This is a genomic window from Allorhizobium sp. nf9_anc, assembly GCF_056323085.1.
The window spans coordinates 4,234,729-4,249,728 of record NZ_CM150481.1; the positions used below are offsets into that span (position 1 = coordinate 4,234,729).

16 protein-coding genes and 1 tRNA gene are annotated in these 15,000 nt (G+C 62.3%); 9 read left to right on the top strand and 8 right to left on the bottom strand.

Going from position 1 to position 15,000, the window contains the following annotated elements; genetic code table 11:
• Nucleotides 1-59 precede the first annotated feature (59 nt).
• On the bottom strand, nt 60-323 hold the full coding sequence (locus tag AC02Y0_RS20590; protein WP_102021253.1) for a glycine zipper domain-containing protein: 264 nt from the start codon (nt 321-323) through the stop codon (nt 60-62).
• A 320-nt stretch (nt 324-643) separates the two neighbouring features.
• On the opposite strand from AC02Y0_RS20590, the gene AC02Y0_RS20595 reads away from it, so the two are divergent.
• From AC02Y0_RS20595 to AC02Y0_RS20615, 5 genes are all read left to right on the top strand, one after another.
• Nucleotides 644-1,132 (top strand): (2Fe-2S)-binding protein, encoded by a 489-nt coding sequence (locus AC02Y0_RS20595; RefSeq protein ID WP_054149870.1) that lies wholly within the window; start codon nt 644-646, stop codon nt 1,130-1,132.
• Nucleotides 1,133-1,247: 115 nt separating this feature from the next.
• The gene (locus tag AC02Y0_RS20600) at nt 1,248-3,614 is read left to right on the top strand and encodes a xanthine dehydrogenase family protein molybdopterin-binding subunit (protein WP_476380903.1); all 2,367 of its coding nucleotides are present in this window, start codon (nt 1,248-1,250) and stop codon (nt 3,612-3,614) included.
• Nucleotides 3,615-3,628: 14 nt separating this feature from the next.
• Complete coding sequence (locus AC02Y0_RS20605; protein ID WP_476380905.1) at nt 3,629-4,429, top strand: FAD binding domain-containing protein; 801 nt, start codon at nt 3,629-3,631, stop codon at nt 4,427-4,429.
• A gap of 222 nt (nt 4,430-4,651) precedes the next feature.
• Nucleotides 4,652-5,866: a 5-aminolevulinate synthase gene (hemA, locus tag AC02Y0_RS20610; protein ID WP_444556951.1), complete on the top strand. Its 1,215-nt coding sequence runs from the start codon at nt 4,652-4,654 to the stop codon at nt 5,864-5,866.
• Between the two features lie 78 nt (nt 5,867-5,944).
• Nucleotides 5,945-7,063 (top strand): serine hydrolase domain-containing protein, encoded by a 1,119-nt coding sequence (locus AC02Y0_RS20615; protein WP_476380907.1) that lies wholly within the window; start codon nt 5,945-5,947, stop codon nt 7,061-7,063.
• 8 nt (nt 7,064-7,071) lie between these two features.
• Here AC02Y0_RS20615 and dxr read toward each other — a convergent pair whose 3' ends face one another.
• Nucleotides 7,072-8,250 carry a 1-deoxy-D-xylulose-5-phosphate reductoisomerase gene (dxr, locus tag AC02Y0_RS20620; RefSeq protein WP_476380909.1) on the bottom strand — a complete coding sequence of 393 codons (1,179 nt, stop codon included), beginning with the start codon at nt 8,248-8,250 and terminating at the stop codon, nt 7,072-7,074.
• Between the two features lie 107 nt (nt 8,251-8,357).
• Between dxr and AC02Y0_RS20625 the strand changes: the two genes are divergently transcribed.
• Nucleotides 8,358-10,205, top strand: coding sequence for a heavy metal translocating P-type ATPase (locus AC02Y0_RS20625; RefSeq protein WP_476380910.1), 1,848 nt, complete (start codon nt 8,358-8,360; stop codon nt 10,203-10,205).
• 9 nt (nt 10,206-10,214) lie between these two features.
• On the opposite strand, the gene AC02Y0_RS20630 is transcribed toward AC02Y0_RS20625, so the two are convergent.
• Nucleotides 10,215-10,958 carry a BON domain-containing protein gene (locus AC02Y0_RS20630; RefSeq protein WP_476380912.1) on the bottom strand — a complete coding sequence of 248 codons (744 nt, stop codon included), beginning with the start codon at nt 10,956-10,958 and terminating at the stop codon, nt 10,215-10,217.
• A 163-nt stretch (nt 10,959-11,121) separates the two neighbouring features.
• Here AC02Y0_RS20630 and AC02Y0_RS20635 point away from each other — a divergent pair, with 163 nt between their 5' ends.
• Nucleotides 11,122-11,622, top strand: coding sequence for a YciE/YciF ferroxidase family protein (locus tag AC02Y0_RS20635; RefSeq protein WP_476380914.1), 501 nt, complete (start codon nt 11,122-11,124; stop codon nt 11,620-11,622).
• Nucleotides 11,623-11,691: 69 nt separating this feature from the next.
• On the opposite strand, the gene AC02Y0_RS20640 is transcribed toward AC02Y0_RS20635, so the two are convergent.
• The 3 genes from AC02Y0_RS20640 to AC02Y0_RS20650 form a co-directional block, all read right to left on the bottom strand.
• Nucleotides 11,692-12,777: a DNA topoisomerase IB gene (locus AC02Y0_RS20640; RefSeq protein ID WP_476380916.1), complete on the bottom strand. Its 1,086-nt coding sequence runs from the start codon at nt 12,775-12,777 to the stop codon at nt 11,692-11,694.
• On the bottom strand, nt 12,774-13,301 hold the full coding sequence (locus tag AC02Y0_RS20645) for a sigma-70 family RNA polymerase sigma factor (protein WP_476380918.1): 528 nt from the start codon (nt 13,299-13,301) through the stop codon (nt 12,774-12,776). Before AC02Y0_RS20645 ends, AC02Y0_RS20640 begins: the two co-directional genes overlap by 4 nt.
• A 100-nt stretch (nt 13,302-13,401) precedes the next feature.
• Entirely contained in the window at nt 13,402-13,665 is a 264-nt protein-coding gene (locus AC02Y0_RS20650; RefSeq protein WP_444556959.1) for a hypothetical protein, read from the bottom strand.
• Between the two features lie 156 nt (nt 13,666-13,821).
• Here AC02Y0_RS20650 and AC02Y0_RS20655 point away from each other — a divergent pair, with 156 nt between their 5' ends.
• Nucleotides 13,822-14,154 carry a hypothetical protein gene (locus tag AC02Y0_RS20655; protein WP_476380920.1) on the top strand — a complete coding sequence of 111 codons (333 nt, stop codon included), beginning with the start codon at nt 13,822-13,824 and terminating at the stop codon, nt 14,152-14,154.
• A gap of 117 nt (nt 14,155-14,271) precedes the next feature.
• Nucleotides 14,272-14,460, top strand: coding sequence for a hypothetical protein (locus AC02Y0_RS20660; RefSeq protein ID WP_476380922.1), 189 nt, complete (start codon nt 14,272-14,274; stop codon nt 14,458-14,460).
• Nucleotides 14,461-14,533: 73 nt separating this feature from the next.
• Here the strand turns inward: AC02Y0_RS20660 and AC02Y0_RS20665 are convergent, their stop codons facing one another.
• The gene (locus AC02Y0_RS20665) at nt 14,534-14,761 is read right to left on the bottom strand and encodes a hypothetical protein (RefSeq protein ID WP_102020950.1); all 228 of its coding nucleotides are present in this window, start codon (nt 14,759-14,761) and stop codon (nt 14,534-14,536) included.
• A 130-nt stretch (nt 14,762-14,891) separates the two neighbouring features.
• Nucleotides 14,892-14,968, bottom strand: a tRNA-Arg gene (locus tag AC02Y0_RS20670).
• Nucleotides 14,969-15,000 lie beyond the last annotated feature (32 nt).

A 15,000-nucleotide genomic window follows, 5' to 3' on the forward strand; every position in this document is an offset into this window, starting at 1 on the left:
TTACGAAAAAAGGCGGGGAGTGTGATCTCCCCGCCCTGTTTCTATTGCGACGGGCGACCTTAGTAGCCGCGCGGGCAGGCGTCGATGTAACGGTTACCGTAGCGGTCGCGGTAGTAGCACTGTCCGGGCTGTTCCGAGACATTGCCGATGACGGCGCCTGCAACGCCACCGATTGCTGCGCCGACTGCAGCGCCCCGGACGTTGCCTGTGGCAATGCCACCGATGATCGCGCCGGAGGCAGCGCCGATACCTGCGCCGCGTTCCGTCTGGGTGCAGCCTGCGACCGTGAGGCCGACCAGCATCAGCACAAGAGCTTTCTTCATCTTCATCTCTCCAAGTTCCACGCGTCCGGGCGAGCCGGTCTTGTTTTTGACAGCATGCCCCACCGCTCGAGCTCTCCCCCGGGCGGCTTCAGGCTTCCTTGAGCATAGCCTTGACCGGGGGAAAGTCCATGGTCGTGGCTCACACCCTCGCGGGTGGTTCCATTGCATGAGGCATCGAAGATGAACCCAGGATTTACAGGCGGTTTGATGCTGCAATGCGGCACAGAATTTTTCGTTTGCGACCTTCTGGACAGTTGCACATGTCACACAAAACTCACACCATGCGTCTCGTGTCCGGGAGAGACACGAGGAGGAACAAGATGGCTAAAGTGACACTGACGGTGAATGGCCGGACAGTGAGCGGAGAGTGCGAGGATCGCACCCTGCTCGTGCATTTCATTCGCGAAAAACTTGGTCTGACGGGAACGCATGTGGGTTGCGATACCACGCAATGCGGAACCTGCGTCGTTCACATGGACGGCAAGTCGATCAAGAGCTGTTCGATCCTGGCCGTCCAGGCCTCGGGATCGTCGATCACGACGATCGAGGGCCTCTCTTCCGGCGGCGAGCTGCATCCAGTGCAGGCCGCCTTCAAAGAGCATCACGGCCTGCAATGCGGCTTCTGCACGCCCGGCATGGTGATGACCGCGCTCGACATGATCTGTCGTCACAACGGTGCGCTCGACGAAGCCACTGTCCGCCATGAGCTCGAAGGCAATATCTGTCGCTGCACGGGCTACCACAACATCGTCAAGGCCGTGCTTTCGGCCAATGAAGCGATGACCGCCGGCCGCCAGGCCGCCGAATAAGGACTTCGGCAGTTCCGGTCGCCGCGACCGAGCGCCTGACCAAGGCCTCTGCGATGCCGACTGCAATTGCCTCTGTCCGACTGCCTGAAGTCCTGTTTCTCTGGAGGAGAAGACAATGGGTGTTGAAGGAATCGGCGCGCGTGTGGCGCGCAAGGAAGACAAGCGTTTTCTGACCGGCAAGGGCCGGTATACCGACGACATGGTCGTCCCGGGCATGAAATATGCCTATTTTGTCCGTTCGCCTTATGCACATGCGAAGATCAAGTCGATCGATGTCGCCGCCGCCAAGGCCATGCCTGGCGTCATCGATGTGCTCGACGGCAAGCAGCTTCTGGCCGATGGCATCGGCAACCTGATCTGCGGCTGGATGATCCATTCCAAGGATGGCACGCCGATGAAGATGGGCGCCTGGCGTCCGCTGGCACATGAAACCGTTCGCTACGTCGGTGACGCGGTCGCCATCGTCGTGGCCGACAGCATCGGCGAGGCGCGCGATGCCTCGGAAGCCGTGGTGGTCGAATATGAAGAGCTGCCGGTCGTCACCGGTGCCGTCGACGCCCTGAAATCAGGCGCGCCGCAACTGCATCCGGAAGCGCCAGGGAACCTGATCTTCGACTGGGAGATCGGTGACAGTGCTGCTGCCGATGCCGCGATCGCCAGTGCCGCCCATGTCACAGAGATCGACATCTTCAACAACCGTCTGTCGCCGAACCCGATGGAGCCGCGCGCGACGCTCGGCATCTATGACGGGGCGGAAGACCATTACACCTGCTACACCACCTCGCAGAACCCGCATGTCGCGCGCCTGGTGATGAGCGCCTTCTACAATGTGGCGCCTGAGCACAAGCTGCGTGTCATCGCGCCCGATGTGGGCGGTGGCTTCGGCTCGAAGATCTATATCTATCCGGAAGAAGTGGTCTGTCTCTGGGCCTCCAAGAAGACCGGCGTGCCGGTCAAGTGGACCTCCGATCGCACCGAGGCCTTCCTCACCGACGCCCATGGTCGCGACCACGTCTCGAAGGTGAAGATGGCCTTCGACAAGGACCACAACATCATCGGGCTCAAGGTCGACACGATCGCCAATCTCGGCGCCTATATGTCGCTCTTCTCGTCCTCGGTTCCGACCTATCTCTATGCGACGCTGCTGTCGGGCCAGTATGCGATCCCGGCGATCCACGCCAATGTGCGCACGGTCTACACCAATACGGTGCCGGTCGACGCCTATCGCGGCGCCGGGCGTCCGGAGGCGACCTATCTCCTGGAACGAACCGTCGAGACGGCCGCGCGCGAACTGGGCGTTTCTCCGGCAGATCTGCGCCGGCAGAACTTCGTCCGGACCTTCCCGTACCAGACGCCTGTGATCATGTGTTACGACGCGGGCGACTACGACGCCTCGCTGGAAGCCGCCATGTCTGCAGCCGACTGGAACGGTTTCCCGGCTCGCAAGGCGGAAGCGGCGCGTCGCGGCAAGCTGCGCGGGATCGGCATGAGCTGCTACATAGAGGCCTGCGGCATCGCGCCGTCGGCGGCGGTCGGCTCGCTGGGTGCCGGTGTGGGTCTATGGGAATCCGCCGAGGTCCGCGTCAATGCGGTCGGCACTGTCGAAGTGCTCACCGGCTCGCACAGCCATGGCCAGGGTCACGAGACCACCTTCGCCCAGCTCGTCTCCGAACGCTTCGGCCTGCCGATCGACAATGTCTCCATCGTCCACGGCGATACCGACAAGGTGCAGATGGGCATGGGCACCTATGGCTCCCGTTCCGGTGCTGTCGGCATGTCGGCCATCGTCAAGGCGCTCGACAAGGTCGAAGCCAAGGCGAAAAAGATCGCCGCCCATCTGATGGAAGCCGACGAGAGCGACATCGTCATCGAGAATGGCGAGCTCAAGGTCGCTGGCACCGACAAGACGCTGCCCTGGTTCCAGGTCGCGCTTGCCGCATATACCGCCCACAACCTTCCCTCCGGCATGGAGCCGGGTCTGAAGGAGGGCGCCTTCTACGATCCCTCCAACTTCACCTTCCCGGCCGGCTGCTACATCGCGGAAGTCGAGGTCGATCCGGAAACCGGCAAGACCGAGATCGTGCAGTTCGTCGCGGCCGACGACTTCGGCAACATCATCAACCCGATGATCGTTGAGGGCCAGGTGCATGGCGGCATCGCACAGGGCATCGGCCAGGCGCTGCTGGAGGCCGTGCATTACGATCCGCAGACCGGTCAGCTGCTGACGGCAAGCTACATGGATTACGCCATGCCGCGCGCCGACGATCTGCCGTCCTTCAACGTCTCGCACCAGAACACGCCGTGCCCGGGCAATCCGCTCGGCATCAAGGGCTGCGGCGAGGCCGGGGCCATCGGATCGCCACCAGCGCTGATGAACGCGATCACCGATGCGATCGGCAACAACGACCTCAACATGCCGGCGACGCCGCTTGCCGTCTGGAGTGCGCTCCAGGCCAATGCGACCCGCCAGGCCGCCGAATAAGGAAGGAGAGAACCATGCAGCTCTATTCCACCAGCTATCATCGCGCCTCGTCGATCGAGGATGCCGGTAAACTTCTCTCCGGCGCCGAAGACGGCAAGTTCATCGCCGGCGGCCAAACGCTGATCGCTGCGCTGAAGCAGCGCCTCGCCCAGCCGTCTGACCTCGTTGATCTCCGGCATATCGCGTCGATGAAGGGCGTCACGGTCAATGGCCGTCAGGTCACCATCGGTGCTGCGGTCACTCATGCGGAGGTCGCCTCTTCGGCGGCCATCCGCGCAGTCTGCCCGGCGATCTGCCATCTCGCCTCGCTGATCGGCGATCCGCATGTGCGTCACCTTGGCACCATCGGCGGCTCCGTTGCCAATGACGATCCGGCTGCCGACTACCCCTCAGCCGTGCTTGGCCTCGGGGCGACGGTGGTCACCAATACTCGCGAGATCGCGGCGGACGATTTCTTCGTCGGCCTGTTCGAGACGGCGTTGGCTGACGACGAGATCATCACGGCGATCCGTTTCGAGGCTCCGGAAAAGGCAGGCTATGCCAAGTTCGCCAATCCGGCCTCGCGTTATGCGATGACCGGTGTCTTCGTCTCGAAGAGTTCAGGCGGCGTGCGTGTTGCCGTGACCGGTGCAGGATCGTCCGGCGTCTTCCGCCATGCCGGTCTCGAAGCGGCCCTTTCGACAGACTGGTCAGCGCAAGCTGTCGCAGGTGTCGAAATTGATTCGTCGGAGCTCATGTCAGACCTACATTGCACTGCAGAATACCGCGCAAATCTGATCCGCGTCATGGCAAAGCGAGCTGTTCAGGCCTCCTGATTGCGCTGCTTTTCCTGCAAGAACGGAAAAAGGGCGGCTTAGGCCGTCCTTTTTCTCTAGGTTTGACGCAGATCAAGTTTGCTTTGGCATGATCCGTTAGTATTTATGTGCAAGCGTTCTAATGTTCGCGCCATTTGTCGCAGTTTAGAATGAATTTACAAAACCGGGGTTGACCCCGACGCCGTAGAGACACAAAAGAGTGTCGTAGACTGGAGTTTAGGCATGGATTTCGAGGCGTTTTTCAAGGATCAGCTCGCGGGGCTTCACGAGGAAGGCCGGTACCGCGTCTTCGCTGATTTGGAACGCCAGCGCGGCAATTTCCCCCGCGCGACCCGCTACACCGAAAACGGCACCCAGGAGGTGACCGTCTGGTGCTCCAACGACTATCTCGGCATGGGCCAGAACCCGCTCGTCATCGACGCCATGAAACAGGCCATCGATGACTGTGGCGCGGGTGCGGGAGGCACCCGGAATATCTCTGGCACCAATCACTACCACGTTCTTCTTGAGCGCGAACTTGCCGATCTGCACGGCAAGGAATCGGCGCTGATCTTCACCTCGGGCTATGTCTCGAACTGGGCAGCGCTCGGCACGCTCGGTGCCAAAATCCCCGGCCTGATCATCTTCTCGGATGCGCTCAACCACGCTTCGATGATTGAAGGTATCCGCCATTCCAAGGCAGAGCGCGTCATCTGGAAGCACAACGACGTCAAGGATCTGGAAGCCAAGCTTGCCGCTGCCGATCCGCGCGCGCCGAAGATGATCGCATTCGAATCCGTCTATTCGATGGATGGCGATATCGCGCCGATCAAGGAAATCTGCGATCTCGCCGACAAGTATGGCGCGATGACCTATCTCGACGAAGTTCATGCGGTCGGCATGTACGGCGCCCATGGTGGCGGTATCGCCGAGCGCGAAGGCCTGATGGATCGCCTGACGATCATCGAAGGCACGCTCGGCAAGGCCTTCGGCGTCATGGGTGGCTATATCGCCGCCTCGACCGCTCTGTGTGATTTTGTCCGCTCGTTTGCCTCTGGCTTCATCTTCACGACGGCGCTGCCGCCGGCGCTTGCTGCCGGTGCGGTCGCCTCTATCCGCCATCTGAAGACCAGCCAGGTCGAACGCTTTGCCCATCAGGAGCGCGTGCGCCGTCTGCGCTTCATGCTTGACAAGGCCGGCATTCCGCATGTGCAGAACCCGAGCCATATCGTGCCTGTTCTGGTCGGCGATGCGTCGAAGTGCAAGTGGATCTCCGACCTGCTGCTCGATAACTGTTCCATCTATGTGCAGCCGATCAACTATCCGACGGTGCCGAAGAAGACCGAGCGGCTGCGCATCACTCCGACTCCTCTGCATTCCGATGCCGATCTCGAGCATCTGGTCGGCTCGCTGCACCAGCTCTGGTCGCGCTGCGCGCTCGCCCGCGCGGTGGCTTGATCGGGCCATAACAGACCTTCATAAAGATGCGGGTTCCGGAAACGGAGCCCGCATTTTTCTTTGGGAGGTTTTGAGAACGTGAGTATTGCCGCACGCGTGAATGCCCTGGTCGACAGGGTGATCGAGGAAGAACGCATTACGGGCGCCGTGGTGCTGGTGTATCAGGATGGCGAACCGATCCTTGAAAAGGCAGCGGGTTTTGCCGATCGCGAAGCCGGGTTGCCTATCCGTCTCGATACGATCTTCCGCTATGCCTCCGTCACCAAGCCGATCGTTGCGGTCACGGCCCTTGCGATGATCGATAAGGGGCTGCTCAAGCTCGACGACCGCGTCTCGCACTATCTGCCCTGGTTCCGACCAAAGGCGCCCGATGGTCGCGAAGGCGCGATCACCATCCGCCATCTTCTCACCCACACATCCGGTCTGCTGTACGATCCGGCTCTGGAGCTCCTTCCGGAGGGACAGCGCATGACGCTCGGCCTCGGCAATACGGATCTGAGCCTCGAAGACAATTTCAGCCGCCACAACGCCATCCCGCTCGCCTTCGAGCCTGGCAGTCGCTGGGCCTATTCCTTTGCCACGGACATTCTCGGCGGTGTCCTTGCTGCCCTGCATGGAGGGACGCTTGAAGATGCCGTCATCCATTATGTCACCGGCCCGCTTGGCATGGCCGACGCGCGCTTTCATGTGACGGATCCCGCGCGCCTCGCGGTTGCCTATGCCGATGACCCGGATCGACCCGTTCGCATGCCGGACCCCTGGGTCAGCGGCGATGAGGAAAACTGGCGGACTGTCTTTTCGCCGGGGCGCACCTTCAACCCCAGAGCCTTCCAGTCGGGCGGTGCGGGGATGGCGGGCACCGCGCAGGACGTGATGCGTCTGCTCGAAATGTTGCGAAAGGACGGAGCGGGTCTCTTCTCTGCGACCATGGCCAAAGCCGCGCTCTCCAACCAGATCGCGGAGATCGAGGGTGAGCCAGGCTATCGCTTCACCTTTGTCGGCGGGCTGGTCACGGACCCGGCCGCAGCGGGAACCGCATTGCCGAAAGGTGTCATCCAGTGGGGTGGCGTCTATGGCAACACCTGGTTCATCGATCCGGCCGAGAAGCTCACTGTTGTCAGCCTCACCAACAATGCGCTCGAAGGCTGCAACGGCGCTTATCCGGAAATGCTCCGTGCCGCCGTCTACGATCGGTGAGCTTCTGATTATCTCGCGGCAATCACCTCTGCCGCCTTGCGCCTCGCCTCGCGATCGGCGGCAAAGACGTCGTCGATCGTGTCTGCCGGCACGCCCTCGACCATCGCGTCCATGACCGTCTCGACCACGTCGGCCATGTCGAGGAAGCGGATCTTGTCCTCGACGAAAGCGTTGAAGGCGGTTTCTTCGGCGGCGTTCAGGATGGCGCCCTGCATGCCACCACGTTCGAGTGCCGTGCGGGCAAGCCGCAGGGCCGGGAACCTAGTCTCGTCCGGGGCTTCGAAATCGAGCCTTGCCAGCTTGGCAAAGTCGAGCCGGTCGACATTCAGCGCTGGACGCTTGGGATAGGTCAGCGCATAGCCGATGGCCGTGCGCATGTCCGGCACGCCGAGCTGGGCGATGACGGAGCCGTCGGTGTAACCCACCATGGAGTGGATGATTGACTGCGGATGCACGACGACCTCGATCTGGTCGGGCCGAACGTCGAAGAGGTGCTTGGCCTCGATCATCTCCAGCGCCTTGTTGAACATCGAGGCGCTGCCGACGGAGATCTTCAGGCCCATCGACCAGTTGGGATGGGTGCGCGCCGTCTGCACGGTGACATTGGCCATCTGTTCGCGGCTATGGGTGCGGAAGGGGCCACCCGAGGCGGTTAGCACGATCCGCTCGAGCGCGTGCCGCTGATCCTGCTCCAGGCACTGGAAGATTGCCGAGTGTTCGCTGTCGACGGGGATCAGGCGTCCGCCACCCTTCTTGACCGCATCGACGAAGAGGTGGCCGGCGGAGACGAGGCATTCCTTGTTGGCGAGCGCGATGTCGGCGCCGCGTGCGGCAGCCTTGAGGGTCGGGGGCAAGCCCGCCGTGCCGACGATTGCCGCCATCACCCAGCCGGCATCCATATCGGCTGCCTCGTCCAGTCCGCTCAAGCCGGCGGCAACGTCGATACCTGATCCGGCAAGCAGGTCCTTCAGCGCCATGTACTGGCTCTCGTCGGCGGTGACGGCGAGTTTGGCGCCGGTGCGACGCGCCTGATCGGCGAGCAGATCGAGATTGCCATTGCCGGTGAGCGCCATGACCTCGAAGGCGTCGCGGCCACCGAGTTGCTCGACGACATCGAGCGTGTTGACGCCGATCGAGCCGGTCGAGCCGAGGACTGAGAGGCGGCGGGGCCGGGCGTTGTCGATCATGCTGCTTACGTCCGATTGCTTCATGCTCAGAAGGCTCTACAAGGGAAAGGGAAGAGCAGCAAGAGAGGCCGATTTCGACCTCGCACCAGCGCCTCGGGATTCTGACCATGCCGGACTTTTTGCAGCCGACACGATTGCGTGAGAGCCTGCCCGTCATGCTTGCCGGGCTCGCTCTTCTCTGTCTCGTCGGTGGTGGAATTCTCTACATTGCCGAGTATCCTCAGCTCGCCGCAAAGGCCTGGTTCGTCGGCGCTGCCGCCGTGCTGGTCGTACTCGTCATCGATATCCTGCGCGCCCTGCTCAATGGTCGCATGGGGGTCGATGCGATTGCCGCTCTGTCGATCGGGGTGGGGCTTGCGCTTGGCGAAAACCTCGCGGCCGCGATTGTTGCGGTCATGTATGCCGGCGGACAATTGCTCGAGAGCTTTGCCGAGGGCCGCGCCCGGCGGGATATGACGGCACTGCTCGGTCGTGTCTCGCGCACGGCCATGCTCTATCGCGGCACGTCCCTGGAGAGCGTATCTATCGAGGCACTGAAGCCGCAGGACCGCATCCTGGTGCGCAAGGGTGAGGTCGTGCCGGTCGATGGCCGGCTGCTTGCCGCCACCGCCGTGCTCGACCTCTCGGCGCTGACGGGCGAATCGCTTCCCGTTCCCATCGCAATCGGTGCCGAAGTGCCCAGTGGTGCGACCGTGTTGGGCGACGCCTTCGATTTGCTGGTCTTGCGTCAATCCAAAGAGAGCACCTATGCCGGCATCGTGCGTCTCGTCGAACAGGCGCAGGCCAGCCGCGCGCCCATGGCACGGCTTGCGGACCGGTATGCGCTGGTCTTCCTCGGCATCACGCTGCTCCTTGCCGGTGGTGCCTGGTGGTGGAGCGGTGAGGCGACGCGCGCATTGGCCGTGCTCGTTGTTGCCACCCCCTGTCCGCTGATCCTCGCCATTCCCGTTGCCGTCATTGCCGGCATGTCGCGGGCAGCCTCCCACGGTGTTCTGGTCAAGACGGCTGGCGCGCTGGAAGCTCTGGCAGCCGTGACCACCGTCGTGGTCGACAAGACGGGCACAGTCACCTCGGCAAGGCCGGAAGTGAGCGATGTGCGAGCCGAAGCCGGCTTCACCGCCGATGACGTCCTTGCACTCGCCGCCTCGCTCGACCAGGCCTCCAGCCATGTTGCGGCAGAAGCGCTGGTGCGGGCCGCGACTGAGCGCGGGCTGACTTTGCCCCTCCCGCAAAGTGTGGTGGAGGATCCCGGTCGTGGATTGTCCGGCCGCGTCGGTGATCGCCAGATCGTGCTCGGCGGCAGCGGCTATGTGCTTTCGAAGCTTTCGGATGGCTCGGCGTTCACACGCGCTGGCGCTGACAGCGGCACGGCCATCGTCGCCGTCGGGATCGACGGGCATGCGGCCGGCCTTATCCTTCTCTCCGATCCCATCCGCACGGATGCAGGCGCTACGATTGCCGCCTTTCGGGCGGGAGGTGTTCGGCGGATCGTGATGGCGTCCGGCGATCGCACGGATGTCGCGGAGAAAGCCTCGTCAACGCTTGCGCTCGACGCGGTCGCTGGCGACCTCACGCCCGAAGGCAAGGTCGACCTGATCCGTCAGGAGAAACTGGGGGGCGTGGTGATGATGGTCGGCGATGGCGTCAATGACTCGCCGGCCCTGGCCCTTGCCGATGTCGGTGTGGCGATCGGCGCCAGGGGGTCTGCAGCCTCCTCCGAAGCCGCCGACGTGGTGCTGCTCGCCGATGATCTGTCGCGCCTGCCGCTCGCCTGCGGGATCGCGAGACGTTCCCGCAAGATCGCCCGGCAAAGTGCGGTTGCCGGGCTGGTGTTGTCGGGCGGAGCTATGGTGCTTGCCGCCCTCGGTTATCTCGCGCCGGTACAGGGTGCGCTGTTGCAGGAGGTGATCGACGTCGCCGTCATCCTCAATGCCTTGCGCGCCCTTCGCGGCTGAGGTTGCCGCTCAGGCCTGCGTCATGACGCTGCCTTCGCCCGATATCCGGATGCGCAGGTTGTTCTGCACATGGGTGACGCCACTGGCATTTTCGACGCAGTCCTCTGCCCGGCGCTTCTCGAAGCGATCGGTAACGTGACCCGTCAATGTCACCTCCGCGTCCTTCACCGTCACCTCAATATCGGAGGCATCCACCGAGGGATCGTCGGCAAGGCGGTCGTTGACGTCTTCCAGAATGCGCGCATCGGTTCTGCGATAGCCGCGCGGACCCTTGCCGCGGTGATTGTCCATCTCGCGGCGGTGGGTTGCGTCTTTGTCGCCGAACCAGGATGCGACCTCGTCGCCGGCGCGCTCCATAAAGCCGCGGTCGTCGTCGGCTTCCCGGTTCGCAGAGCCGTAGCCTCCGCGATTGGATGGGTTGTCAGACGGGTAATTGCCGCGCCCGCTGCCTCGGATCTGGCGGCGGCTGTCGTCACCGTAGCCTCTGTCGCTCGGTCCGCCCTGATACCCACGGTCGTCGTTGCTCCAGTCCGACTGTCCCATGCGGGGATAGTGAGACCCGCTCGCGCCATAACCGCCGTCCATGCCGAGTTCTCGCGAGCGCGCTCCGTCGTAGCGATCCGCATCCGGCCGGTTCTCGCCATAGCCGCGCACAAATCCGCTGTCGCCGGGGCCATAATCCCCGGATGGGCCACGTCGGGCGTTGCGGTTTCGGCCGTTCTCGGCATCCCAATTGTCGTTGCGATTGACCATTGTGTCCTCCTTCGGATTGGGGAAGCGACGCCTTGCGCCACCTGCAAAGCTAACCCTCCGGATGCCGGGATCGTTCCAACTGCCACGGGAAAAGCCCTCCGGAACAAAGCGCCATCGGGCCGGTTCTTCTCTCGCCAGAACCGAAACCGAAGAGATACCGACAATGGCTACCAAGACACTCGAAGACCTGTTCCACGAGACACTCAAGGACATCTACTACGCCGAACGGAAGATCCTGAAGGCGCTGCCGAAAATGGCGCGCGGTGCCCAGGACGAGAAGCTGAAGGCCGCCTTCCTGCAGCACAAGGAAGAGACCGAAGGCCAGGTCGAGCGCCTGCAGCAGGTGTTCGAAATCATCGGCAAGCGTCCGCGTGCCAAGACCTGCCCTGCCATCGACGGCATCGTCGAGGAAGGCGAGGAGATCATGGAAGAATTCAAGGGCTCGCCCGCTCTCGATGCCGGTCTCCTGGCGGCCGCGCAGGCCGTCGAACACTACGAGATCAGCCGCTACGGCACGCTGCGCGCCTGGGCTCAGCAGCTCGGCTACACCGATGCCGTGAAGCTGCTCGAGGAGACGCTTGCGGAAGAATCCAAGACCGATGAAGCGCTGACGAAGCTTGCGGAAAAGGCTGTCAACGCTGCAGCCCAGAAGAAAGCCGCCTGATATCCGTCAGCGGTTATGTCGAAGGGCCGGTTTTGCCGGCCCTTTTTCGTGTGCGCTTGATATCGAGCCTTAGGGCTTCTCCGCAGCCGGCGCGTCCTTCAAAAACGCCATCAACCGGTTTTCGTCGGCGCGCAACAGCGAACGGGCAGGGGCGGTGAGCACCCTTTCACGCGCGATTTCCAGGTCTGTCTCCTTGTCGGCCAGGGCCAGGATGGCGGGGTGCACATAGCTGGTGCGGCAGATGGTCGGCGTGTTGTGCAGCCTGTCCGAGGCGACCTCGCACATCTGACGAATGGTGGGACGCTCCCCGCCTTCCATCCTGCGCCAAGCCTCGCCAAATGCTGCGACGCTGCCGCCCCACGTGCGGAAGGTCTTGGCGGACAGTTTCAATCGGGTGATTTCGGCTAGGTAGGTGTTCAGCCGGCCTGAATCCACCCTGTGCAGCTGTCCCTGCTCGTCACGCCAGGAAAACAGGTCGCGGCCGGGCAGGTCGGCAATTTCTTCGAGGATCTTCTGGAGCCGCGGATGACGCAGCTTTCGGCGTACGCGCTTGCCACCCTTCGCAACGAAACTCAGGCGGATACCGTCCGGCTCGAATGTCAGGTGGCGCTTCTGCAGGGTCGTTGCCCCATAGGTGCGGTTCTCCTCCGCATAGGCGCGGTTGCCGACGCGCATATAGGTGACGTCCAGCAGGCTGATGAGCGCCGAGAGGAGGAAGTAGCTCTCCTCCTGATGTTCGGCAAGATCGCGCGCCACCCGTCGGCGGATCGAGGGCAGGGCGTCACCGAAGGCGATGAGGTCGTCAAACTTTCTCTCGCTGCGCCAGGCGGCCCAGTCCGCGTGATAGCGGTATTGTTTGCGCCCCCGTGCATCGTAACCCGTCGCTTGAAGATGGCTGCGGGGATCGAGACTGATCCAGACCCGTTCATAGGCAGGCGGCAGACCGAGCTTGCGGATGCGGGTCAGCACCTCGGGTGCTGCAATTAAGGTGCCGTCGCTCAGATGATAGGAGAAGCCCTTGCCTCTTCGGCGTCGGGTCAGGCCCGGCTCGGCATCCGTACCGTAGACTAGGCCGATTTCGGAGAGCTCCGCAGCATCGTCTGTCGATGGCGCCGGTCCCTCGGTCGCCATGTCTTCAGCATCAGTCGTTTTCATCCGACGGGGCTGTCCGTTCCCATCTCGCCAAGCTCCCGGCGCAATTGCTGGCGCGCGCGGCTCAACCGGCTTTTCACCGTGCCGACGGCGCAGCCGCAGATCTCCGCGGCGTCCTCGTAGCGTTCGCCCAGCATGACGATCAGCACCAGCATTTCCCGGTGATGTTCCGGCAGACGGTTCAAGGCGCGGCGAACTTCTTCCGCCTGCACCGACCATTCCTGGCTGGCCTCGGTGGTCAACTTGGCCGTCACCGCCTCAGGCAGGCCCACCGTCTCGCGGCTGCTTTTCTTGAAGCGGGTGCAAAACGTGTTGCGCATGATGGTGAAGAGCCAGGATTTCAGCCGGGTGCCTGGCTCGAACTTGTCGAGGTTCGCCAGCGCCTTGGTCAGCGTCTCCTGGACGAGGTCGTCTGCTTCCTCCGGTCGCTGACAGAAGGTTCGCGCGAATGCACGCAGCGCCGGGATTAACTCGACCACTTCAGATCGTGCGGCTAGCTCGGCTGTACGGGTCGTCAAGGTCGCCATCCTCCAATGTCTGTGGCACCAGGCACAATGACGCGAAAACGCCTGTCCTTCGGCTTGGTTCCTGAAAATGTGAGCGGTTGGCAAAGGTCGCGTGACATGGTCAGCTGCGGCTTACAAACTTGCTGAACCGACTAAGTTTTCCATCTGCGGTCTTGTCCTGATGAAGGAAGGCAAGGTCGCTTTTCTCGAAAATCTGAAAGAACTCCTCCCAGTCGATCGCCTCCAGCGCTTCTTCCGGGTCGCCGAAATCGATGCGCAGAATGCCCCCGTCGCCACTGTCGCGAACCCGTGAGGGGGTGCCCTTTCGGTCCTCGATCCAGCGGCGGATCTCGTCGTGGTCGGTTGTCTGGCTTGCGCTGCTCATCGGTGCCTCTCGCTCCCGCTTCCTCCTTCAGAACCCTTCGAATGAACGCCTTCCCCGATCCGAGGTTCCCGCTGTGCCGCCGCTTTTTCAAATGGAACCATGGATGGAATGGCGGGTTACTTGGCAGACCCAAGTCCGAGTAAAGAAAGACACATCATGACCCACGTGCAGAATGTCGACGGCCAGGGCCAGTTGCTGATTGGAGAACGTCTCTCACCGATGACTTACCATGTCGCCGTTGAGCGGCGGGGTCCGCGCTACCGCGCGACGGTGGAAATGCAGGCGCCGCGCGACTGGCTGATCCGGCAGGGATTTCAGACACGCGCAATCCTTGTCCTTGCCTCCGGAGGCAGGATCGAGATGGAACATGACGGGCCAGTGGAGGTTTCGGACAGCATCAGCGTCGTGCTGCAGGCGGCGGCGCTCGATTATGGTGATCGAGACGCACTGGTCGCCGTATTTCCAGAGCTTGGTGAGGAGATCGACTGACGGTCGAAAAAGCTCATCCAAGTTTCTTCTGATCTGCTGTCCACCAATCGTCGTAACGAGAGTGAGACGCAAATCAGATCGCGAATGTTTGCAGGACGCATGAAGTCGGAGGCCTCAATGGAAGACACCAAACGCCCATCCATGGAGGCACGCCGCGACCGCACGGGCGGCATCGTGCGGGACAAGCTCGATATCCTGATGGACGAGACGCGGCGAGAGAAGGTTCCGCCGCGTTTGATCGAGCTGGCGGAAGAGTTGCAATCCGCGATCGACGAGAAGCGGACAAGCACCGAGAGGGGCTCCTGATTTTCATCTGGCTATCAGGCAGCCGTAATTAAACAGCGCTAAGTTCGCTGTGCCTTAGCGGTATGCTTCAAGACTAGAGAAAGCTGCCATTGCTCGGATCATAGCGTTTGCCGTGGGCGATCCGGGCAAGCTCCACGAGCTCATCCTCATCGCGGATGCCATTCTTCACCAGATACGTCACCAGATTTGCCGCGTTTTCCTGCAAATGGGAGTCGGACGGTCTCTGGCCGTAAAGGCGCTTTACGGCGCGCTCAACGATGGCGTGTTCATCCTGGATTCTGCCGGGGGGGCTCGATGCCATGGCATTCCCTCCGTTCGAGGCCGACGATAAAAGAGTAAACACCCGTCGGCGTGGCATGCGAACATCATGCCGTATGGAAGCTCGAACGCAACCCTAGATTCGCAAGGGCGAAATCTCACTGCAGGTGAAGTGGTGATCCCGACGCGATTCGAACGCGTGACCCTCAGATTAGGAATCTGATGCTCTATCCTGCTGAGCTACGGGACCACTTCCTCCTCCATACAAAAGCACAGGCTTCA